20 protein-coding genes are annotated in these 21,936 nt (G+C 43.2%); 18 read left to right on the top strand and 2 right to left on the bottom strand.

Going from position 1 to position 21,936, the window contains the following annotated elements; all coding sequences use genetic code 11:
• Positions 1–8 precede the first annotated feature (8 nt).
• From ESZ91_RS04260 to ESZ91_RS04190, 16 genes are all read left to right on the top strand, one after another.
• The gene (locus ESZ91_RS04260) at positions 9–482 is read left to right on the top strand and encodes a hypothetical protein (protein ID WP_129224456.1); all 474 of its coding nucleotides are present in this window, start codon (positions 9–11) and stop codon (positions 480–482) included.
• A 3-nt stretch (positions 483–485) separates the two neighbouring features.
• On the top strand, positions 486–686 hold the full coding sequence (locus ESZ91_RS04255) for a helix-turn-helix domain-containing protein (protein WP_129224454.1): 201 nt from the start codon (positions 486–488) through the stop codon (positions 684–686).
• Complete coding sequence (locus tag ESZ91_RS04250) at positions 683–1,516, top strand: hypothetical protein (protein ID WP_129224452.1); 834 nt, start codon at positions 683–685, stop codon at positions 1,514–1,516. Before ESZ91_RS04255 ends, ESZ91_RS04250 begins: the two co-directional genes overlap by 4 nt.
• A gap of 278 nt (positions 1,517–1,794) precedes the next feature.
• On the top strand, positions 1,795–1,968 hold the full coding sequence (locus ESZ91_RS11585; RefSeq protein WP_154071825.1) for a hypothetical protein: 174 nt from the start codon (positions 1,795–1,797) through the stop codon (positions 1,966–1,968).
• 305 nt (positions 1,969–2,273) lie between these two features.
• Entirely contained in the window at positions 2,274–2,723 is a 450-nt protein-coding gene (locus tag ESZ91_RS04245) for an RNA polymerase sigma factor (protein WP_129224450.1), read from the top strand.
• A gap of 79 nt (positions 2,724–2,802) precedes the next feature.
• Positions 2,803–3,102 carry a hypothetical protein gene (locus tag ESZ91_RS04240; RefSeq protein WP_129224448.1) on the top strand — a complete coding sequence of 100 codons (300 nt, stop codon included), beginning with the start codon at positions 2,803–2,805 and terminating at the stop codon, positions 3,100–3,102.
• A 14-nt stretch (positions 3,103–3,116) separates the two neighbouring features.
• Positions 3,117–3,365, top strand: coding sequence for a hypothetical protein (locus tag ESZ91_RS04235; RefSeq protein ID WP_129224446.1), 249 nt, complete (start codon positions 3,117–3,119; stop codon positions 3,363–3,365).
• Positions 3,366–3,560: 195 nt separating this feature from the next.
• Positions 3,561–3,911 (top strand): hypothetical protein, encoded by a 351-nt coding sequence (locus ESZ91_RS04230; protein ID WP_129224444.1) that lies wholly within the window; start codon positions 3,561–3,563, stop codon positions 3,909–3,911.
• Complete coding sequence (locus ESZ91_RS04225; RefSeq protein WP_129224442.1) at positions 3,911–4,264, top strand: hypothetical protein; 354 nt, start codon at positions 3,911–3,913, stop codon at positions 4,262–4,264. The genes ESZ91_RS04230 and ESZ91_RS04225 overlap by 1 nt, the downstream gene beginning before the upstream one ends.
• A 74-nt stretch (positions 4,265–4,338) precedes the next feature.
• Positions 4,339–5,385 (top strand): hypothetical protein, encoded by a 1,047-nt coding sequence (locus ESZ91_RS04220; protein WP_129224440.1) that lies wholly within the window; start codon positions 4,339–4,341, stop codon positions 5,383–5,385.
• Positions 5,386–5,447: 62 nt separating this feature from the next.
• Positions 5,448–6,017, top strand: a complete 570-nt coding sequence (locus tag ESZ91_RS04215) for a hypothetical protein (RefSeq protein WP_129224438.1) — start codon at positions 5,448–5,450, stop codon at positions 6,015–6,017.
• A gap of 77 nt (positions 6,018–6,094) precedes the next feature.
• Positions 6,095–8,134, top strand: a complete 2,040-nt coding sequence (locus ESZ91_RS04210; protein ID WP_129224436.1) for a hypothetical protein — start codon at positions 6,095–6,097, stop codon at positions 8,132–8,134.
• A 109-nt stretch (positions 8,135–8,243) separates the two neighbouring features.
• Positions 8,244–10,349: a hypothetical protein gene (locus tag ESZ91_RS04205; protein ID WP_129224434.1), complete on the top strand. Its 2,106-nt coding sequence runs from the start codon at positions 8,244–8,246 to the stop codon at positions 10,347–10,349.
• 75 nt (positions 10,350–10,424) lie between these two features.
• Positions 10,425–11,468 (top strand): rolling circle replication-associated protein, encoded by a 1,044-nt coding sequence (locus tag ESZ91_RS04200; RefSeq protein ID WP_129224432.1) that lies wholly within the window; start codon positions 10,425–10,427, stop codon positions 11,466–11,468.
• Between the two features lie 578 nt (positions 11,469–12,046).
• Positions 12,047–12,487 carry a hypothetical protein gene (locus tag ESZ91_RS04195; RefSeq protein ID WP_129224430.1) on the top strand — a complete coding sequence of 147 codons (441 nt, stop codon included), beginning with the start codon at positions 12,047–12,049 and terminating at the stop codon, positions 12,485–12,487.
• Positions 12,488–12,501: 14 nt separating this feature from the next.
• Positions 12,502–16,644 (top strand): InlB B-repeat-containing protein, encoded by a 4,143-nt coding sequence (locus tag ESZ91_RS04190; RefSeq protein ID WP_161971047.1) that lies wholly within the window; start codon positions 12,502–12,504, stop codon positions 16,642–16,644.
• Between the two features lie 674 nt (positions 16,645–17,318).
• On the opposite strand, the gene ESZ91_RS11770 is transcribed toward ESZ91_RS04190, so the two are convergent.
• Together ESZ91_RS11770 and ESZ91_RS11890 are read right to left on the bottom strand one after the other, a co-directional pair.
• Positions 17,319–17,732 carry a helix-turn-helix domain-containing protein gene (locus tag ESZ91_RS11770; RefSeq protein ID WP_129224426.1) on the bottom strand — a complete coding sequence of 138 codons (414 nt, stop codon included), beginning with the start codon at positions 17,730–17,732 and terminating at the stop codon, positions 17,319–17,321.
• A complete protein-coding gene (locus tag ESZ91_RS11890; protein WP_407923385.1) occupies positions 17,621–18,127 on the bottom strand; it encodes a cupin domain-containing protein in 507 nt (168 codons plus the stop codon). Before ESZ91_RS11890 ends, ESZ91_RS11770 begins: the two co-directional genes overlap by 112 nt.
• 205 nt (positions 18,128–18,332) lie before the next feature.
• On the opposite strand from ESZ91_RS11890, the gene ESZ91_RS04175 reads away from it, so the two are divergent.
• Positions 18,333–20,498, top strand: a complete 2,166-nt coding sequence (locus tag ESZ91_RS04175) for a hypothetical protein (protein WP_129224422.1) — start codon at positions 18,333–18,335, stop codon at positions 20,496–20,498.
• A complete protein-coding gene (locus ESZ91_RS04170) occupies positions 20,495–21,916 on the top strand; it encodes an ABC transporter substrate-binding protein (protein ID WP_129224420.1) in 1,422 nt (473 codons plus the stop codon). Before ESZ91_RS04175 ends, ESZ91_RS04170 begins: the two co-directional genes overlap by 4 nt.
• Positions 21,917–21,936 lie beyond the last annotated feature (20 nt).

Here is a 21,936-nt window from a genome sequence, read left to right as displayed (position 1 = left end):
GGAGCGGCATGGAAACTGAAAAAGTTGAAATAGTGTTAGATGAAAGAGAATTTTCTGCCCTGATGCAGTTAGTATTTTTAGGAAATTATGTAGCGAACAGTATTCGGGACGAGGACCATAAAATCCGGGAATATCAGGCATTGGACGAAAAGTTAACTCGTTTGGAATATGAAATTTATCAAAAAATATCCGGAGAAGAAGCGGAGTTTAACGAACTTGCCGATCTATGGGATAATACGATCGATGCCGTGGACGAATATTTAAAGGATTTCGAAAAAGACGTATTTCGAGAGCGGTTGGCGAGAGTGATAACGTGGTCAAATTATCCGATCCTGCCGAACGACGAAGAATCTTTAAAAAAGCATTGGGCGGCAGAAACAGAATACATAAAGCTGATCAAGGAAAAGGGAATAAAATTCGTGCAAATAACGGCTCCGAAAATTGACGATAGATTAAACATAGACCGGGAATGGGGGATATGACCCATGACGATCGAAAAAGCGATGGCATTCAGGATCAAAGAATTGCTTGAAGAAAAGAAAATGACCGTAGAGGAATTGGCGTTTGCCAGCGGTGAAAGCGTCGAAACGATCAACAAATTGTTGAACGAAGAAATCCCGTTAGACGATATGAAAGCATTTATATTCGCGGTGAAAGAGTGTTCGGAGGAGAAAAACTTATCATGAAGATTTTTACCAAAGAATGGTATAAACAATACGAAATCTGGAACATCCGATATTGGCTGACCGAAGAGGAGGGCGGGATCAGGGTCTTGCCTATATTAGACGAAAGCGTACCTAAAATGCCGGATGAAATAAGGGCAGACGCGACCTCTTATTTGACGGATAAACCAAAACAAGAAAATCAAATGCGGGTGTTAGCGGCAAAAAATATATTTCCGCTATATATGTACTATGATCCTGAAAACTCAAATGTAAAATGCCGGTCGTTGGAGAATGATATCAAAGCAGAACTAATGAACCGAATGCGGGTGTACGAGGAATTGCCTGCAAAAATACGGCAGCGAATACCCGATAAACGGCTGTTTGTCATGGGGTATGCTCCTCCGAAGGTAAAAAAGGCTGTATTAGATTATTTAGACAGCTTACCCGATATTTTTGAGGATTGCGAACAAAACAACTTAAGAGAGTTAAAAATCTTATCAGAATTAACGATCAATAAGCAAAAGCAAGAGGAAGATATATATTCTATAAATTATTTTTTTCGGGATGAAGCGGTAAAAGAGGTAATTATAGATACAAACGAAATAAAGATCCGATTATTTGACGATTCCGAGATGATCTTAACCGGCGGTGAAGTCATAGAACAGGAAGAAGAAATGGCAGGATCGATGGTAATAGAACATGAATTGCATGAAAGTAACGGAAAATACGAACTTCATTTGTTGATGCAGAAATACGACCGGAACTTTATGGAAGAGGTGTTTTATGCAACGTATTCGTTTAAGGATCTACGTTTAAGTAATTTGAAATGCAGTTTTGTCAAGCGGAACTGACAGAAAAAATCGGGGTACGATAAAAAAATCGTATCCTCGATTTTTCTTTTCAAGCGCTTGACGGATAAAACAATAAGCGTTATAATATAGAAAAAAATACAAACATACGTTCGTATTATAAAAAATAATGGAGGAAAGAAAGGCGGGAGGATAACGAAGAAAATCTAATTTTCCCTATACCACGGAAGCCCCGGGTAGGAAGGTATCGAAACATACCGGAGCAAGCAGTTTCCCTATGCAACGGTAAGGTCTTGTAATACGTCAGGGAGAATAGGAGAATGAAGGAATCAGGGAAAGTAAAACAAATGTACTGTCCGAATTGTATGAAAAGACTGACGGGCATAACGGATGAAAACGGAGCGATGCGCGTGATCTGCGAACGTTGCGGAGCGAAAATCTATTCGAAACAGATCAAACCGCAAACGTATATGATGCGGATAAACGCAGTATAAGGGAAAAAACTAAATAATATCGTTCGGGAAAGAGGTAAACGGTCAGGCTGAAACAGTGCCACCGCGATAAATCCGTTTAAGAATAAATCGCCCGAATAAGTATCCGTGCTGAAAAGCGCAACAATCGGTGAAACACCGCTGGCGGGTAGGCTAATCTTTTTATGGGATAAGTCTATCTACCGGCGGTGTTTTTTTATATACGCATAAAAAGGTTAGCCCGACAAGCAGTCGGGCGTTTTTCATTTAACGGCGAGATCCGCCCGATCGCGATTTTAAGAAAAAATCAAAAATCGGAGGATTTCAAAATGAAAAACGTAACAGTAACATTCAAGGACAAAAACGGCGAAGAAACCAAGGTTTCGGCAGAAGTAGAGGATGAAATCGCTGCATGGCTTTCGGAAAAAGACGAGGATTTTGTACGTGAGTTTATACAAGCCGAAAATGCCGCCGCAAAAATCGAGCGGAAAGAAACGCGGCGGCATCAGTCGTTGGACAAGTCAATCGAAAACGGATACGACATTGTAGATGACAAGGCGAATACAGAGCAACAGTTGATTGGCGCAGATGAACGGGAGCAGTTCTATCGTGCGCTGTGCGAACTAACATCGTCTCAGCGTTGGGCGATTTATGAGCATTGCATCGAAGGCCGAGGTTTACAGGAATTAGCGACCGAAAAGGGCGTAAGTTTTCAAGCGATTGCGCAGCGGATTGAAAGAGGAAAGACGCGCTTGAAAAAAATCTTAAAAAATTTTTGAAAAACCCGTTGAAAAAGCCTTCATGCCGTGGCTATTAGGTGAGAGGGATAAAATCCCGAATAAAAAATCGAGGTGAAATATGGAGTCAATGGATACAATCCGTAAAGAATTGAAGGAAGTCCGATATTATTATGCGAACCGAGAAATGTTTGACCAAGCCGCAAAGGACGTTGGCGAAAATGAAATTATCAAGACAGTCAATCGATATAACGCAGCGGTTCAGAAAGCACCGGTGAAGTTATATGCCTTATATATCGGATTATATGTGGGGAACCGGACGCAAGAAGCGTTGGCGCAAGACATGAACTTTTCGCCGGATTATATATACCGCCAACACAGGAAACTACTGCGATTTTTGCAGGGAGAAATAAAAAGATAAAAAAGGAGACAGTTATGAAACAACAAACACCTGAGTTTTTAAGGAAGGCGGACAATGTATACCGCACACAGGATTACATAGTCGTACAGCGTATATCGATCGTTTATGACGGTATGGAAGATCCGGAGACGGTGAGCCGCGACGTGTATTACAGGCGGACACGTAAAAGAGATGCGGATTATGAAGCACTCGGCCGCAAGCGCAGGAATCTCGACGGCAAGCGTTTGCCTGCCACGATGCACACGCGCAAATATATAGACTAACCGAGGGTAAAACGGATTGCGGACAGACGAAAAAGTACGAACAACGGGAGAAAAAGGATCCGTTTTCCCGTTGCGTACACGGCAAAACGCCGAAAGGAGCCGCAACCGAAACCATAAATACAATTACATAATTTTAATTTGGCTTTGCTAACGGCGATACGGGCAAATTTATAATTCAAAAACGGAGGTAAACAAATGGCAAAAGCACAAGACAACGCGCCTGCGGAATCGGGCACGAATAAATACCGGCGCGACGGGCGGTGGTTCAGACCGCGTATCCGTGCGAAGGGATATGCGGAAGAGCGTAAAGCGAAAGTCCACCAGCGCGGCGAGAAGGAAGGGCAGGAACTGACCGAGTATGAAAAGGGCTTGCGTTCGGGATATCTTCTTTCGCAAAACGATAACGCCGGGGATTTTAAGTATAAACAGGCGCTGGATGCAGGCTTCTCAAAAGCAGAGGCAGGTGAACTGTCTCATAAATCCTGGAAGGAGATTAAACCTATTATCGATAAGAAAAGAAAAAATAAAGGAGGCAAAGCAGCATAATGGAAAAGCAGATCAAAGTAGAACGCGAAACGTACGAGAAGAACGAAAAGACGTATTATTCGTATTTCATTAAAGGAACGGTCCGCGGTAAAGATGCGCGAGTACTGATCGTGCCGCCCGACAACGGCGGATATAAGGTACTGGATATCGTATTCGGCGCGGAGATGGAGGCGGAATTGGTACTCAAGCCCTATGAAATCACGGACGAGAACACGGGCAAAGTCATCAAGGGGAATACTTATGCAGTCCATACGCAGGACGAGGACGGCACGGAATATGAATGTGCGGTCAAGCCGTTCCGCGCGTCGGACAAGACGCTCTTGAATATGCTGCTCAATAAAAAGTCGGCATAAAACAATCGCGGCGGTTTGTAACAAAAAAGCAAGCCGCCGTTTTTACAAATAGAAAAAGGAGGAAACAAGGAAAAATGTACAACGAATTTGAAGAATACGAACTTTATGAGCATAAGCGCTCGGATAAAGTGAAGTGGGCAATATCTTTTATTCTCATCATCGTGTTGCTTGCGGGGCTTATCGGAGCATGGATCATGCTATTGAAACCGGAGGAAGTACCGCCTGAGCAGGAAGCGGGCGGCGCGGTCATTACGGAAGGAGAAAAGAACGGTATGACGATCAAGAGCATGAAGATCCCGCAATCAGATTACGGCGAATACGGTATTTCGACAATGGCGGAAACGGCATATTCGCTGACGGCGACGATCACGCCCGATAACGCGACGAATAAGGCGGTGGATTGGACGATCGTGTTTGTGAATGCCTCGAGCGAATGGGCGACGGGTAAGACAGTGACCGATTATGTGACCGTAACGCCTACGGCTGACGGAGCTTTGACCGCGAACGTGGCGTGTATCAAAAGCTTCGGGGAACAGATCAAAGTGACGGCAACGAGCCGCGATAATGCGGACGTATCGGCAAACTGCCTTGTGGATTACACGCAGAAACTATCGAGTGTAAAAGCAACGTTCGGCTCGACTGTACTCACGGACGGGATAACAAAAATGTTCGATCTTACGAAGAGCGGACAAGCCGCCGAAACTTGGAAATTTGATTATTCAGCTTCTGTTTATACGATCAAGGACGATTATAAGACTACGGTAAAGATATCTTTTTCGGAGAGCGCGTCTGGTATCGGGAACACGATCGGTGCGATTCTGACATGGGATGAAGAAAATATCACAGCGGGAATGCCCGCGTTTGATAAGACGTTTTTTGACCGCGTATTTAAAGACGCTATGAGCGGACCGGTATCTGAAAATCCTTCCGTGTTTAATAAGCTTGTAATGGCATTGACAGGGAATCCGGGCGATCCCGGAAATCTGTTGTTCAAGGTCGAAGTGAAAACGGTAGGCACGTACGGTTCCAAAACCGACGTTTATCAAATCAAAGTACTGCCGGACGGTTTAAATATCCGCGTGGAAGGAATGGGCATGAGCGACAGCGCTATCTTATTCTGAGCAGAAACAGAGGGCGGGAAGATTTCCGCTCTCTTTCTCCCGCAAGGGAAAGGAGGCAAGCAATGGGCAAGACAATAGGAAAGATCGTAACGTACCTGATCGTAATACTGTCGGTACTCGGCGCGATCGCGGCAATCAGTTTTTTTGCGATGCGCAGCCAAGGCGTTACGTTCTATGTAGAGCATAACGGCGCACGGTATCTTGCGAACGGCGACGGCGGCAGTTTGTTTTTACGCACGGAGAAGGCGCATACGTTTTCCGTAAAGTCCTTGACGGGCGGCGAAGTCAATTATTCCGTCAAAATCACGTCGAACAGTGCGAATAATTTCGGTTTTTTCCTCAACGGTACGGCACAGCAGTTTTTCGGTACGGAAGAGGAAAGCAACGATTATACAGCAGTATTCGGTCTGAAGAAGAAAGCGGAGGGATTTACGCTGACGTTTCCGAAAGGGTATACCGTGAAACAGGCGATCGAAAGGAAGTATGGCGGAGAGATCGAATTGCAAAACGAATTGCAGGACGAACTATGTTATTTCATGATCGCGGTCATTGCCGGGAAAAGCAAGGCGGAGTTATGGTTTAACTTTGCGGATTTGACGATCACGCTCGATCCTCCACAAATCCTGTTTTGAGAGGTGATAAGATGCGGAAAAAGATAAAGAATAATTTGATCCGGTTATCTGCAATATTCGTTTCAGCCGTATTGTGTATGACGATGATTCGTGGCGGGCTTTGGCCTGCCCTGCATGTAAAAGCAGAAACAGACCGAGCCTTAAATTACGATAAAACGGACGTATTGGACGATTTGGGCAGTTCCACCGTGGAGGGTAAACCGTTCAATGTAAACGATTATCCGCGCAATCCGTTCGGAACCGTGCAGGTAATTACCTTTGCGGAATATTGCTATTCGCAATACGAAAACGGAAACGGGAATTATGCGCTGTACGTGTACGTATATAATCCTGCCTTGGTTGAGTTTGCGGCAATATCCACGCAGAATAAAATCGAGATATCGTCTGATTTTTATTTTGAAAACGAAGAGGGGAACCCGGGAACTGTAAAAGACTATGCGAAATTTCCTCTGATATTTTGTAATGCAAGTACGGGCGCATACGAAAACAGATTCTTAAAGTTTCGTATCAAGGACGAGAATAAAACGATATTCAATGCCGAACGCGAGCGTGAAGCGGCAACGGGCAGCAGGTATTATCATATATCCGGGATAGAATTATATGAAAACAACAGTGATAAAACCACTGCGCAGGAGTATTGGGTAAACAAGTATTTTCAGTTCAGCGGTTACGCGGAAGGCTACGGCGACAGCAAGTTTCCCTTTCAGTGCGACGCCGCGGGCAACGCCGAAGCCGTGCAATTAAAGGTACAACATACCTATTACCGTACGGCATCCTCGGGCAAGGGGAAGAACTACCAAAATCAACTCGACACGGTGTATTTTGCCGTTCCCAAGAGATTGTTCGATACATACGGTGAATTGCAGAGAATAAAAGCGGAATGGTGGGAGTACAAGACGAAGGAATTTGTAGTGACGAGCAACGCTGAGTTTTATAACGCGGTACAACAATATCTCGGTAAGACCGTGGAGAGCAAAAAGGGCGAGATCTCAATGAACGAGCCTGTATTGAACGACGATATCGGTTACGCGCTCGCAAACGAAATGAAAACGATCTCATCATGGGGCATCGAAACGTATGAATCAGCGAAATGGGGCTGGAACCTGGCAGTCAGTTCAAGGATAGAAGAGATCTGCGACAGGCTTACGCTGTTATTCCTTACGGACGATATTGACGGGTACGATCCTTATAAAACGGATACCGCCGGGACCGTAAACGGAAACTTATTGTATGATCATATCATAGCGTACGGCAAGAGTTACGACAGCGGCAGGCTGCCCGTAAAGGACGGGAGCATCAGCGCGGATCTGTTCGAAAGCGATATAGACGACAGCCGTAAGATAGACAACGAACAGGGGAAAATACAGCAGGGATACAGTTATTACGATTTCGATGCGGATACCGACCTGCAAAAATTGATCAGTTGGAAAGACGGCGATCCGTCGTTTTGGGAGAATTGGAACGAGTACGGGTTTTGGGAAACAATATTCGGGAAAATCCCGTCGGAAACGGGCAGGGAGATCTCTCCGATACAGGTGCTCAAAGAGAATGATTTGAAAGGCACGGATCAGGAAATATCCGAACGGCTGCTGGTCAATATCAAGGACGTACAAACGATCAAAGACGCATATTCTGACGCGGTAAAGGTAGATCCGCTGGATAAAACAGACGAAGAATGTTATTTGGTCATGTTTCGGTTTGCGGCAAGCGACTATTATGCCGCCCCCGTCGATATTTATAAAAGCGATCTTTGGGGCACGGTAAAAAAGGGACAGGCGTATTTCGCAAGGCAGAGCGTATTTTTCGATTTCGATATAATAGACCTTACGTTTCATAAAGACGGCATGTATATGGTCATTCCCGCAGTATCCGATCCTATAGATATCATCAATGGTCTGACGCCGCCGGGGGATATGGGGAATAATCTTCCCGATTGGCTGAAATATGTATTGTTGGCGATAGGATTGCTTATAGCATTACCTGTGCTGTATTGGATCTTAAAAATCGTCGTATGGCTCATACAGATCATATTTAAGGGGATCGCGTCGGTATTCCGGGGTATCGGTAAGTCGGCAAAGAAACGTAACGAAAAAAAGAACAAACGGAAAAATGAATAAGAAAGCGGAGGAAATATGAAAAAGAAGATAAAAAGGATATTGGCGGTCGTTATCATTATAATAACCGTATTGATTATCAGTTATCTGATCTATACAGGAGGACAAGCCGATGCGTAGGAATATCATCATTACAGCCGCCATATCCGCAGTCATGGTGCTGCTCGGCGTATTTGTGTTTTCGGACTCATATCTGCGGTTATGGGAAAGCCTGCGCGATTTGGGTAATTCCGCAGCGTATTATTTCTGCGAGTTGTTCAGAATACAACACAGTATCACGGCTACGGTCAACGGATATTCGGAAGTGTTTTCGTGGGGGACGGTCTTGCCTAAGAATTTCGGAGAGTTCAAAGAAGGCGCGGCGAATTATTTTTCTTTGTTGTTGAATGCGGAGACTTTCGCGGGTTGGGGGAAATCAGTCGCCGCGTTTTTGGGAACGGCGGCAAAGGTACTCATGCTCGCTTTGCCGTGCATTGCAGCGTTCGTGTTTATGATACGAAAACTGTATCAAAAAGGCAACCGAAAGCACGGCAGGGATACCGTTCCGCTCAAAGTATTTAAAACAGTAACAAAGTACGCATACCAGCCCGTGAAGAGGACGGTCGTTTCTTTCCGAGAGTTTATCCGTGAACACAGAGCGGTGTTGGGTTGCTGGCTGGCGGCATGGGCGTTGCATCTGAACCTTGTAACCATAGTCACGGAGTTTATAGCCTATTATCTGTGGTTTGTCGTGTCCTTCGATATTGTAACGGTCTATATACAGGTCAATAAACTGCTCATAGATCTGCAAGTCATTATCAAACATTTCCCGTGGTGGAGCATCGCCATAGCCGCGTTGATCGGGTTCGGGAAAATGCGGGAACGTACTGCGAAACGAAGGCTGCGGCATTTCGAGGCACGTAACTGCGGTTTCATCAACGAACTGCCGATCGTGAGCATGGCGTGCGGCTCGATGGGAAAAAAGAAAACGACGCTTATCACAGATATGGCGCTCTCACAAGAGGTCATGTTCCGCCAGAAAGCCTTGAAAATTTTGCAGGACAACGATTTGAAATTCCCGCATTTCCCGTGGATATGCTTTGAAAAAGAACTGCAAAAGTGCATGGAACACGGCACGGTGTACAATCTTGCCTCTATAAAAGACTGGATAAGGTTAAAGCAGCAAAGGTTTGAAAGCCATGGGAATGCGGAACGTCAACTCTACGGGTACGACGCCGACAGATACGGTTACGAATACAACGACGGACTGAAAACGAGCGGTTTGTTTGACGTATTGGAAACGTATGCGCAGGCTTATTTTATATATGTGATCCAGAGCAGTCTCATTATATCTAATTATTCCATACGTACGGACAACGCCTTTATAGATACCGGCAATTTCCCGCTATGGATTATGGACTTCTTTCCCGAACAGAACAGGGAAACGGACAGGCATTCCCACATATTGGATTTCGACGTGTTGAGGCTGGGCAAGAAAGTTATGGAAAACAATCCGAAAGCGGGCAGTTTCGAGTTCGGGATAGTAAATATAACGGAGATCGGCAAGGAACGCGGGAATAATCTGGAACTGAAAGAAGTGAAGAAAGGCACGGACGGGGCGAACCAGAAAAACGATCTGTTCAACGCCTGGCTGAAAATGTGCAGGCATAGCGCAACGGTGGATCATTTCCCGTTCATCAAGGTATTCACGGACGAACAACGGCCGGAAAGTTGGGGCGCGGACGCAAGGGATTTGAGCGAGGTGTTACATATTATTTCATCCGGAGAACAGAGGCTTACGCTGCCGCTGTATTCGATAGAGGAAATGATATCTGAATGGGCGTTTGGGCGATTTATGCGGCTGTACGAGGATTTCCGTTTCCGCAGGGGCGACAACACGCTTTTGGTACACGTCCTCAAAAGCGTAACGGCATGGCTTTGGAGAAGGAATGCGCGGGTTTATAACCGTTACGGGTATTGCATATTGAAGATAGAGAAAGAGCGCGGCACGATGGACGGAAAGACAGAGAATAAAAAGTATTATTTAATGAACGCAAAGATTTATGCGAACAGGTTTTCAACGGATTGTTTCAGTGATTATTTTAATGACATGGCAAAGAAAAGCAAGGTCGGATTGATGGATTATATCGAGTATGCGACGGAAAAAGCGAGCGTAGAGGAATTGAAAAGTCAGAACAGTTATTTTATGAACGCGCTGTATAAGGACAACGGCGCATAAAAAAAGCCTATAAAGCCGAGAGGGTTGCCTCTGGGCTTTATAGGCATACAAAAAACGATGAAGGAGATAATTTTAATGCCGTATTCGAAGGCAAAAGTATATTCCGACGGGAGCCACTATATAGCGATCCCGCACACGCCGCGGAAAAAACGCTTGAAAAAAGGCGTAAAAATAAAGCGGCAGGTTCCCGTGATGGAAGAGTTGGAAGAGGAAACTACACCGTTTGACGGCGGCGTACAGATGAATATGTTTGACGCCGAAAACAAGGCGCAAGTAGTTGAAAAGAGTACCGAGGCAGTTCCCAAGCCGAAGTCAGAAACGGCGGCAAAGGGGCAAACGGAGGTTTCTCCGCCGCGCAAAGAGTTGTTCGAGGCGTTGTATAAGAAACATCTGTTTGAGCCGAAAAGTCGGAGACGTCAGGCTGTTTATGCGGGTATGCGTGCGTATTTCAAAAGCGACGAAGAGGCTCGGTTGTTTGTAGAATTGAATTTTGAACGTAAGAGAAAGAATCTGATCGCCCGCCGCATCCGAATGACGCGGAAAGCGAATTTGCAAAATTTCGATTATTTTGTCACTTTTACGTTCGACGATAAAAAGCATACGGAGTACAGTTTCCGAAAGAAGATGCGGAATTGTCTGAGTTTGCTGAGCAGCCGCAAGGGTTGGAAGTATATCGGGGTATGGGAACGATCTCCCGAAAAAAAACGTCTGCATTTCCACGGCGTATTCGATATACCGCAAGGAATGATGCCGGGATATTTTATACAGGTAAAGGATTATAATTTTAAAAATCACCGTCGGCAGACGACGAATCAGAATACTTATTTTTTGGAGAAGTTCGGACGGAATGATTTTGAAAAGATAGAGGATAACGCCCGCGTTGGGGAAGCGCTGGCATATATTATGAAGTATATGGAAAAGAGCGAAGAAAAGATCGTATATTCCAAAGGCATGCCGCAGTATTTTATAACGGATATAATGGACGAGGATATCGTATGCACGGTAGGTATGGAAGATCAGAAATTGCTATTGTTCGACGATTTCGGCTGTTGGGACGAGGGAGAGTACATAGGACAGGTGAGCAAGGAAACGATCGCAAAAATGCCGAAAGCGAATTGAGGCGAAACACAAGACAAGGACAAGAGGCGCTAAAAGAACAAGGCAAGATAAAAAATACGTCGTAAAAACGAAAAGCGCGCGCACGGAATGCGCGGGGCATTTGCAAGCGGTTTAGCGCAAACGCCCCGCCCGGCGCGCTTCGTATTTTCGTATTGATTTCGGTTGTGCTGCGGGGACGTGTGCTTGTCTTCGGCGCCCGCGAGCGCAGCGAGCGGGTGACGAGGCGGCTCTGCCGCCTCGTCAGCGTAGCCGCCGTACTTGTATCAAGACAAGCACGCGTCCCATCGTCACATACCTACCTTAACTCGGACTTTACCCGCGATTTAGTGTGTTCAGGGACATAAAAAAAGGGAGCCTTATGCCCCCCTTGGGAATGTTTGAAATATTATTCTTGTATTAAACAAGCCACGGGGCATTATGGACATCGCTTTGGTAGTATTTCAAACAAGTTTGAGAATTAAAATTCATTTTATTGGAAACTTCAGTTAAGATATCAAGTATATATTACAGGAGTACTTTACAAGGAGGGAATAATAATGTAAAATTAAATTATTAAAACTTAGTTTAAGGAGGAAAATATGAAAAAAATTACGATAATTATTTTGGTTGTAATATTTGCGTTCAGTACAATAAATATGTTTGTCGGCTGTAAAACCGAAAAAGAAGATGTGTATGAAATTATTCTGGTGGACGACGATATGAATGAGATAGGGAAGGGTGATATTGCAGATAGAACCTATTCCTTTGAGTATGATGGCGAACCGAAAATATTTAACGCAATTTCGTTGAAAAACGGTGAAAGATTCGGAACTCCGTTATTTCCAAAAAATGAAGAATTAAGATGGCGAAGCAACGTATCGGTAGGCGTTATGAAAGGCAGTCAAGCATTATCATTGCCGATTCAGAAGGGGAGATATACTTTACATTATCGATTTAACAGAGATAATAATGATAATTATCAACTATCGCGTTACTTTATGTTGAATTACACTGTGAGAGTAGATATAGAAATTATATGAAGAGGAAATTACATATGAAAAAAGTAATTGGTTTCATCTTAACACTCGTTTGTTGCAGTACATTATTGTTTGGGTTGTTCAGTTTTGTACAGGCGGAAGAACAAGCAGCGGTTGCCCAAAGTGAGATGGATGAATATACAAAAGATGACTATTTTTATTTCGATCGCGACCGTGACGGCGTTTTAGACGAATGTCAGGTGCAGGATTATGCGGATTCGCTGCATTTAGAAGATATCCGGCAGAGCGATTTATTTAATAGTAATTGCGAAACAATATGGAAGCCTGCGATCGAACGTTTTTCTTTGACAGCCGCAGAAGACGATCCAATTGTAAAAATAGTCCCGAAAAATTTGTTTGTCTACGAGAATAAAACTTTACATATCGGAAAAGAGTATGGTTTTTTTATCGAAACATTAAATCGCAAGACGCATTGTTACAGTAATCTGATCGTTTTTGATTTATACAACGACATAAATATGCCCGACACCAAAGATCATGCTTATTTTAACATAACGGTCTTATTTCAAAGAGAATATGTTTATGCCTTGACAAACGGGGGATATGAAGGCGGTTTTTTGATCGAATCGGAAAATTTAGACGTGGTTATGCCGCTCCCTCAGTTATATGTAATCGGGGCGGGGAATATCCATGTCCGATATGCTGAAAGTACTAAATATTATGTCAGCGATATTATAAATTCGATCAATATTCGCAATGAACAACATTTAAATGAGTCGGATCCGGGTTATAAGGCGATTCAGGATAAAGGCCGATTCATAACAATGACAGACGCGTCGTATAATGCAATGATCTACAATGCAAATGACCATATATTTCGCGACGAGTCGAAGTTGGTTTTAAAAACGGCCTTCGATGTGGCGTTTGACGCTTTATTAAAATCACATCCTGTAATTGGTACGGTCAAAAACGTGGCAGAATTTCTTGTAACAGCCGGAGTTCTGACGCTTGATTCGCAGGAAGCGATCGGAAGAGAGTTTACTTATGTACCGAACTACGTTACCAATGAAGGTCAAATTCGCGATAAAGGATATCTTTCAAGATACGGGACTTCGATGCTGTGCATTCCGGACAACGGAGAATATTCGGATAATGATTTTGTTTATATTCAACCGGGCGGAAGTTTCACGGTCGATTATCAACTAAGTTATACTTCCGCACAGGATGAGCAAGGCGAATTTTTGCCTGCTTGGCAGGCGAGGATAGATCGTTTATTCAATATAACGATCAGGGACAGAGAAGGGAACGAGATAGCCCGGGAAGAATCAATCTATTCGTTTCCCACGGTATCTGAAAAAAAGATTTTACAAGCGCAGGATATTGTTTCGATTCTCCCGCAAGGCAAAAATATATATCAATTCAACGCTCCCCGTAACGGGTACTACCGTTTTTCTACGGTCAATGCGCCGTATTTGACGAACTTGGCGGAGATCGATGAAGACGATTTGGTCGTTCAGAACGGTAAAAAAATCGGCAATGATGCAAGTATTGAGATTTATTTGAAACAAGGAGAAAAGCGATATTTTAATATTTCGTTTGAAGATCCTGTACGGAAAGGAAATTTCATTTTCCGAGTTGATTTTGTACCGCAAGTTGTCGGAATCGGGCAGAATAATATAAAATTCGACCAAACAACAGAAGAATATTTTCGTATTCATTCCGATCAAAATTATTATTTTCGCCTGAAAATTTCAGAAAATAATATTTTACTTTACGAACTCGATTCAAAGTTCAATGCAATAGGGGCTGGAAAAACAGAATTAGTCGTAGAACACGGATCAGGATACAAATACTTTAAATTAATTTCGGGCACGAGTTTGGATGTAACTGTATCAGTCGCAGTTCAAAAAGAGAGAAACGTCGGTTATGAGTCCAATTCAGGTCAGTTTATTCCAACCCAGGTACTCGTAAATGATGCATCGATTACATTTCCGGACTTGGAATTAAGGTCAGGATATGATTTTGCCGGGTGGTGGCCGTCGCAATCCTTTGAAGGCGACCCTGTGAATGTAAATAATTTTTATGAACTGAATTTTGCCGATATTACTCTATATGCAAAATGGGATCCGATTCAATATTCTATAGATTTTGTCGGGAACGGGGGGACGAACCTTGCTTCAATCAATTACACAATAGAAGATAGTATCCAACTCCCTTCTATCCAAAAGAATGGCTGTATATTTTTAGGGTGGTACGATAATGCTGGATTCGACGGACAAGCTGTAACCACCGTCTATGTCGGTTCAGTCGGAAATAAAACTTTTTATGCAAGATGGGTTTTTGATAAATACCAAATTACGATAGATCTTGCGGATGATGAAGTGGATTCTGAAAACGGGGTGGTTGAACTAAAATCAGGGACAACGGTTACGCAAAAATTCATTTTTGAAGTAGAGTATGGTAAAACTTTTACGTTGCCTGTTGCAAATACACGGGGTTTTATATTCAACGGTTGGTTTATGGATGACGAGCAAATTACGACGAATAAAGGAACTGCCGTTTCCAGTTATACGTATGAAAATTCGATAATCGTAAAAGCCGATTGGACAAGAGAAGTATATAAAATTCAAGTTGTCATAGAACAAAATCAGAAGATATTATGGATGTTTAAGGATGGATTATCAGAAATAGAGCAAAGTATTGCTTATGAAGAAAATCTATGTCCGAATTGTAAAATGATTTCATTAAGAAATTCAACGAATGCGGAAATCAGAAATGCGGCAATAAATGCTTTATATCGTCCAGGATATAAATACAGTTATTTAAAAGATTCTAAGGGCGGAGTAGCATGTTTTCATAACTTAGTAAATAACGGGGAATACGAAGTTTATGCTGTATATCAAACAGAAAGTTACACTCTAAACTATAGTGCTGATAATCAAACGATTGCAAAGCATTCATATTATATCGGTGAAAATATACGGAGCGTACCATATACTAAAACAGGTTATACGTTTCAAGGATGGTCGTTGAACGGAAAAATTTTTAAGGACACCGTAGCAAAAGATTATACTCCTAATTCTGAACGGGATGCCGAGTTGATACTATATCCAGTTATGCAGGCGAATGAATATACTATTTATTTTGATGGATATGATGAAACCGTAAAGATTCGATATGGGGAATCCGCGTCCGGGATTTTTGTTCCGGAAGAACAGGGATATAAGATATCAGGATGGTATACGCAACCGGAAGGTAACGGAGATTGTATAATCAATGCGGCAGGAGAGATGAATTTTGCATATCCGTTTACCGAAGATATCACTGTTTATTTAAATAAGACAGCAATTGAATATAAAATTTATTATAATTTAAACGGCGGTACACTTGATACGCTCTCGGCTTCTTATACTGTAGAAAGTGGCTTTGTATTTGCTATTCCGACGAAAGACGGCTATTGTTTTATGGGGTGGTATAAAACAGAAAATTTTGCGGGGGAGAAAATTGAAACAACAGATAACTGTATCGGGAATTTGAATTTATATGCTTCTTGGAGCAAACTGTATACATTAACCTTAAAAAATGGAAACGATACAAAAACTTTGCAAGGTGTTATCGGAGAAACGATAAATTTGCCTACACCTAAAAAATACATGCATCGTGGGGTTTGGCGGTTTTATCCTGATTTCAATTCAAGGCCTTATATATATACTGATTATGCTTTCGGTGGCGAATATGCTTTTGGGGCAGGTGATGCCGAATTAAGCGTGATTTGGTATGTCGTCCAAAGTACAACGATTGTGCGCCGGAATGAAGAGTTCACGATTACGGACGCTGCGAAAGAAGATAATAAAAGTGATGACATATCGTTATCGAAATTTAACATCAATTATTCATCGCTGATCGGTGCCGGGTTTACAAACTTATATATCTATATTGAAATGGATATTAAAGAATTAGATGACGGATATCAGGAAATTTATATTTGTAATGGCAGTAAAACTTTGTGGGAACAGGAATTGGAACACGGCGGAACAAAAAAGGACGGGAATTATGCTCATTATAAATTTAACGTCGGGCTAAAATTATCCGATTTAAATTCCGGGACTCTTTCTTTGAGATACGGGGCCCACGGTCGTGGATCGGATAATTGGTGCTGTAAAAATTTAACCGTCAAAGTTGAGGTTACAAAAGCATAATATTGTTTAAGAGTCATTCGTTTATCGGGTGGCTCTTTTCATTAAACAAAAGTTTCTCGTCTCAGGACTGTAACGTATTTTTATGGACAGTTTTTCAATCTCAGGTAAAAAATAGTTAAAAAATTAAACTTGCAAGTTATTGACATGCGCTTAACATAATAAACTATGCGTAATTTAAATGGTTTTAATCAATAATTCAATAAGCATGAAATGTCATATGATTAAATTTTATCTTTTAAATTACTAAAATATTTCATCCAGTTATGTTTTTCAACGAATAAATCCAATTCCGTGTTAGATAATGTTAATCCTCTTGAAAGTGCTTCAATAATATATTCAATAAAATCATCAACAATGGCATACGCGTACTATTATGTATGAAAATTACTTTCTGTATCAATACACAGGAAGAACGGGCATCCGAGATTTGCGGTAAAGACAAGCACGGCAAAGAATTAACCGTTAAACTTGCCTGTTGCCCGCGAAGCAGATCGCTTGATACTTTGCACAACCGCTCCGACAGACGCGGCGCAATCGAATACATAGACTTTACGGATTACAAGGCTCTGCCAATGGATCCCGTTGACTGTTTCGAGAAAGAACAGACCGATTCCAGCAAATACGACGAACTTATGACATATTCGCCAAACATAAGGTTTTCGTCTATATAGGATTTAGTCGGGTTGAGAAAATTTTTTACGGTATTCTTTTGGTGTCATATGGAAGGTTTCCTTGAAAACTTGGTTAAAGCGGTAGGGGTACGAATAGCCGAGTTCTTCGCTTATGGAGATAATGGTCAGTTTTGTTGAGCACAGATAAACTTTGGCAAGCTCCATGCGTCTTTTGTTCAAAAATTGCGTCATCGTCATTCCCGTGTATTTTTTAAAGGTGTGGCAAATATAAATTTGATTATAATTCACGTCTTCGATCAGTTCGGGGACGGATTTTTTTATCAGTTCGGGCTGGTAAAATTTTGTCAGTAAGGTACGGAACCAAAGCGGTACGGTGCGCGAACCTGCGCTTGAATATTGTAATACGTACTTAAAAAAGCGGATAAAAAACATTTGATCAAGTACGGTTTTTTCCAAAGTTCATCATCTGGCGCGTATTTGATATCGTTGAGTTTCTGTTCAAAAAAATTGATTTCCGGCAGGGACAGGCTGATGCGTATCGGCGCACAGTTGGAAAGAATACAGGCATATAGATCCGGCGAAATATAATCGCACGCATTGCGGAATCGGGTTGCGTCGACGCAAATATCTCTATGCGAACAGCTGTCGTCGCGCAGAAAGCAATGTATATCCGTATTCGGACGCAAAATATAGCAGTCTCCGAACGCGAGTTGAGAAATCTCTTCGTTGCATTCGTGGCGAATCGTACCTTCTAAAATGTAAAAAAATTCAAAAAATTCATGGTTATGCCGATATTCGTCTTGCTGAGAGGTAATATGCGTCGCAAAATGCTCGAGGCTCGGAACGCGCATTGTTTCTATGTTTTCCATGATTCCATTATAACAGATTTTGTTTGTCTTGTAAATATCGGAAAAACAATTCCTTGAATAAAAAATTTATGAGTAATGCATTTTAGGCAAGGTATGGTATTGCTAATTTTTTGTTTCAAAGTTAGAATAGTAAGGAATCAGGGATTCGTGTCACTCTTGCGAAGGAATCGTTTGGGAGGTTTGAGAAGTGAAAAAAAGTTTTGTTTCGTTCATGCTTGGAATTCTTGCCGCTTGTTTGTTTGCAACGGCAGGAATTTCTTTCGCATTGGCACAGGAATCGTCGCTTTACAAAAAATACGGTTTTGATTTTAACGAAAGTGCAGAAAAAGTGCAAGTTCTCGGCGCTGCCGAAATAGTCACGGACGGAGCAAAAGATTTATTTAAAGATGCGGGCGCATTGGATTCTTATGTTCCCGCAAAAGATATCAATCAGAACAATCGTGAGTTTACGATCCGATTGCCCGAAAGGGTAAACGCGAGCGATTACGCATTTATTCACGTGTATCTGCTGATCAACCAATGGGAAACTCCGGGCGATCCCGATACTGTGGCATCGTTTGTTTCCGTTTCGGCGTATGCTCCCTCGGATTCGGAATTCGCAAATCCTGCCGGTACTCTTCGCGGGAACAAAAACAGTAATACGGTAGATATACTGCGAATCGATCCCAAGAAGGTAGCCGATAAGGACGGCTATGTTCGTAATATTGTGCTGCGCGTGGATTGCGATGCAAAAAAATACGCGACTGCAGTGTATTTGAATTACGTCGAATTGACGGAGACGCTCGAATCGTTGTATTTACAGACGGGGAAACAGGTCGTTGCGACGGAGAACCCGGAGCAGATCGCCGATCCGAACGTAACTTGGTTTTATTTAAAGGACAATGGAGAAAAAAACGAGCCGTACGGCTATGTGGAACACCCTGCCTTTAACTTCATGAATGAAGGAACTTTTCCCGGCGCAAAAGTTGAAAACGATGTTCTTCTTTTGAGAAACGCCGTGTTCGCCGTGAAGTTGGGAAAGATTAACGCATCCCTTTATGCGCAGATGAATATAGATTTGCTGTTCGCTGATTGGAATGCGGGGCGTCATGATTTTTATTTATATGGCAGCGGCACGACATCCTTTACCGATGAAAGAGGGAATCCTGTCGGATATGTGAAAAAATTGACAACGGTCGGCGCCGAAACGCGCGCCAATTTCAAACTCGGAGCAGATGAGCTCAGAAAGCTTGCCGATTCGTCGGGCGCCATTGACTATATCTACATAATGTGGGGCGGGAATGAAAGGGATACTGCCGATCGGACTGTCGGATGCCCGACGAACACTTCGATATGGATGAACGAAATCGTGTTTTTAATTGAAGAGGACGTACCGAAGCCGGTCGTTCCTACGGAAAAAAACTCGGTCGATATCTCTGACCTGTTTCCGACGGGGAACAGTGCGGCGTTGAATTTTCAAGCCGAAGAAGAGAACAAAAATAAAGTGTTGACGCAGGCTGCCGTTTCCATGGACAGCACGGACGAAATCAATTTCGGGATAAAGCCCGCAACGGATACGTATTCGATCATGTTTCTTTTGCGTGCGGCTGACAATAGCACCATGCAAGATGCGTGGTTGAAAAGCGGCGTATTCTTTTGGTTTTCCAACGATAATATCACCCTCGGTTCTTATAAAGATAATACAAGTTCCGGCATGACGACGCTTTTGGCAAAGGATTATCCGAAAGGGGCTTTTGCAAAAGGAAAAATTACGAACGTAAAAATGACGTTGCTGCCTTTCTATATCGACGGCGTTGAGGCGGGCTATTATGCTGCCGTCACCATCGGCAGTGCGCAGACGCCGCAGATGGAAATGTATTTTTACTCCGAGGATATTTCCACCGGCAATTATCTGCATTTTGCATGGCAGGATTTGGGCAAGGATATCGGTTTTGAACTTTCCGCCCTGAAGCAGGATGCAAAGAGCGCACAGGAAGTGATGGGCTTAAAACTTGAAACATCGAATGGCGAAACGGGAAAAGTAACCTTGGAAAAAGAGCGCGCAACAGTTAAGGCAAGTTGGTATTCGATGGCGGGTGAAAAGGTTTCCGAAATCAAGACGAGCGGCGCGGAGATCGAGTTTAACCGGGAAACCGGGCGCGTCGTGTTTCAGAAAAAAGGAAGCGTCAGCCTTTCCTTTACCGTAACGAACGTATTCGGAACATTTGAGTCTCCCGTATTGGAACTGTCTTACGGCGTTGAGGGAGGCGGTTGTACCTCGGCGGTTGTAACGGGCGTTCTGATCGGTGCAGCGGTTTTGGTTTTGATATGCGCAATTACAATCATTATTTTTAGGAGAAAAAAGGTCAAATGAAGATCAAATTGAAAGAATTATTGGCGCTTACCGTAGCCGTCATATTGAGCGGCATGATTCTGGCAGGATGTTCGCCGAGGAAAAAGCCGGGGGACGGTGACATCGGGGATCCCGTATATATCACGGTGGTCGATAAAGGATTCGGCGCGGAATGGCTGCAAGCCGTGGGGGATGCGTATTACGAAGAGACCGGAGTAGAAATTACGGTGTCTGCCGATCCCGAACTCTATACGAATTTACAGACGAAAATGGATACCACGGCTGAAAAAGACGATATGTATTTCGTGTCCGGGGACATGATGTCCTGGCGGAAGTGGGCGCAGAAAGAACTCATTGTCGGTTTGGATGACGTTTTGGAGAGCGATAAATACGGCACGCCCGCCATCGACCGTGTACGAGACGACACTTTCGTAAAACTCGGAAAATATAACGGTACTCTGTATGAACTGCCCTATATTTATTCTGCCTGGGGTATGGTGTATAATCAAGGCTATCTCAATCAGATTGATTCGTATGGCGCATATGTGAAAGGTCGTTTTCCCGAATCGTTTCAGGGACTTCTCGATCTTTGCACCGCCACGAACAATGCAAAAATAACCAACAACAGAACAGGCAATATTGTAAAGCCGCTTGCAGTCGGGAATTCGAAAAATTATATGAACAATCTGTTTTACAGTTACTGGTATCAGTTGGACGCGGAGGGGTTTGAAGAGTATTTCGATCAGAATGACCGCAATGCATACAACGGCGAACTTTTGAATACGCCTGCCGTACTGAAAGCCTTGGAAATGGCGTTTGACCTTACAGGCGCAAAGTCTGAAACCGAGAGCAATTTGGTCGGAGCGTCGCAGTCGCATACCGACTCTCAGCGTTCGTTTTTAAACGGTGATAGCGTCGTGGTCATGACGGGGACGTGGTTTGAATCCGAAATGCGCGAAAACCTTGCTGATACAAAAATTGATTATCATTTTGCCGCATATCCGAAGGCAGAAGGCGTTTCCAAAATAGCAATGCAGATGAATTTGCCCGGCGAATTTTTCTTTATTCCGTCAGATGCGTACAATGTAACGGGAGCAAAAGACTTCCTGGATTTCGCTCTTTCGGAAAAGGGACTTGCCGCGGCGAAAAGATCGTTAAATCAGGAACTCTGCTTTAAGACGGAAAAATTGGTGGAGATCAATTCTTTCGGCAACGAGATGTCTGCCCTTCTGGAAAACACGAATCGTTTTTACACTTTCTCCACGGGAGACGTGTTTACGACGGGCGCGCTCGGGTTGTTTATGCAGGATACGAATCCTTTTCTTTCGATGGCAAAGTTCGATATCAAATCGAAAGCCGATCTCAAAAAAGAGATTATCGATAAAGAGATCGCGAAACATAACGAGCGGTGGTCGGATTATATGAAACTGCTTGCGTAGAAACACGCTAAGAAGGAGGT

Source organism: Candidatus Borkfalkia ceftriaxoniphila (assembly GCF_004134775.1).
Taxonomy (GTDB): domain Bacteria; phylum Bacillota; class Clostridia; order Christensenellales; family Borkfalkiaceae; genus Borkfalkia; species Borkfalkia ceftriaxoniphila.
This window is presented reverse-complemented; position numbering and strand designations above follow the sequence as displayed.

Excerpts from the sequence above, each read along its gene's own strand:
- ESZ91_RS04255 (WP_129224454.1), top strand. The coding sequence starts at position 486 with ATGACGATCGAAAAAGCGATGGCATTCAGGATCAAAGAATTGCTTGAA.
- ESZ91_RS04260 (WP_129224456.1), top strand. The coding sequence starts at position 9 with ATGGAAACTGAAAAAGTTGAAATAGTGTTAGATGAAAGAGAATTTTCT.
- ESZ91_RS04250 (WP_129224452.1), top strand. The coding sequence starts at position 683 with ATGAAGATTTTTACCAAAGAATGGTATAAACAATACGAAATCTGGAAC.
- ESZ91_RS04220 (WP_129224440.1), top strand. The coding sequence starts at position 4,339 with ATGTACAACGAATTTGAAGAATACGAACTTTATGAGCATAAGCGCTCG.
- ESZ91_RS04230 (WP_129224444.1), top strand. The coding sequence starts at position 3,561 with ATGGCAAAAGCACAAGACAACGCGCCTGCGGAATCGGGCACGAATAAA.
- ESZ91_RS04225 (WP_129224442.1), top strand. The coding sequence starts at position 3,911 with ATGGAAAAGCAGATCAAAGTAGAACGCGAAACGTACGAGAAGAACGAA.
- ESZ91_RS04170 (WP_129224420.1), top strand. The coding sequence starts at position 20,495 with ATGAAGATCAAATTGAAAGAATTATTGGCGCTTACCGTAGCCGTCATA.
- ESZ91_RS04210 (WP_129224436.1), top strand. The coding sequence starts at position 6,095 with ATGACGATGATTCGTGGCGGGCTTTGGCCTGCCCTGCATGTAAAAGCA.
- ESZ91_RS04205 (WP_129224434.1), top strand. The coding sequence starts at position 8,244 with ATGCGTAGGAATATCATCATTACAGCCGCCATATCCGCAGTCATGGTG.
- ESZ91_RS04195 (WP_129224430.1), top strand. The coding sequence starts at position 12,047 with ATGAAAAAAATTACGATAATTATTTTGGTTGTAATATTTGCGTTCAGT.
- ESZ91_RS04240 (WP_129224448.1), top strand. The coding sequence starts at position 2,803 with ATGGAGTCAATGGATACAATCCGTAAAGAATTGAAGGAAGTCCGATAT.
- ESZ91_RS04235 (WP_129224446.1), top strand. The coding sequence starts at position 3,117 with ATGAAACAACAAACACCTGAGTTTTTAAGGAAGGCGGACAATGTATAC.
- ESZ91_RS04245 (WP_129224450.1), top strand. The coding sequence starts at position 2,274 with ATGAAAAACGTAACAGTAACATTCAAGGACAAAAACGGCGAAGAAACC.
- ESZ91_RS11585 (WP_154071825.1), top strand. The coding sequence starts at position 1,795 with ATGAAGGAATCAGGGAAAGTAAAACAAATGTACTGTCCGAATTGTATG.
- ESZ91_RS04215 (WP_129224438.1), top strand. The coding sequence starts at position 5,448 with ATGGGCAAGACAATAGGAAAGATCGTAACGTACCTGATCGTAATACTG.
- ESZ91_RS11890 (WP_407923385.1), bottom strand. The coding sequence starts at position 18,127 with ATGCGCGTTCCGAGCCTCGAGCATTTTGCGACGCATATTACCTCTCAG.
- ESZ91_RS04200 (WP_129224432.1), top strand. The coding sequence starts at position 10,425 with ATGCCGTATTCGAAGGCAAAAGTATATTCCGACGGGAGCCACTATATA.
- ESZ91_RS04190 (WP_161971047.1), top strand. The coding sequence starts at position 12,502 with ATGAAAAAAGTAATTGGTTTCATCTTAACACTCGTTTGTTGCAGTACA.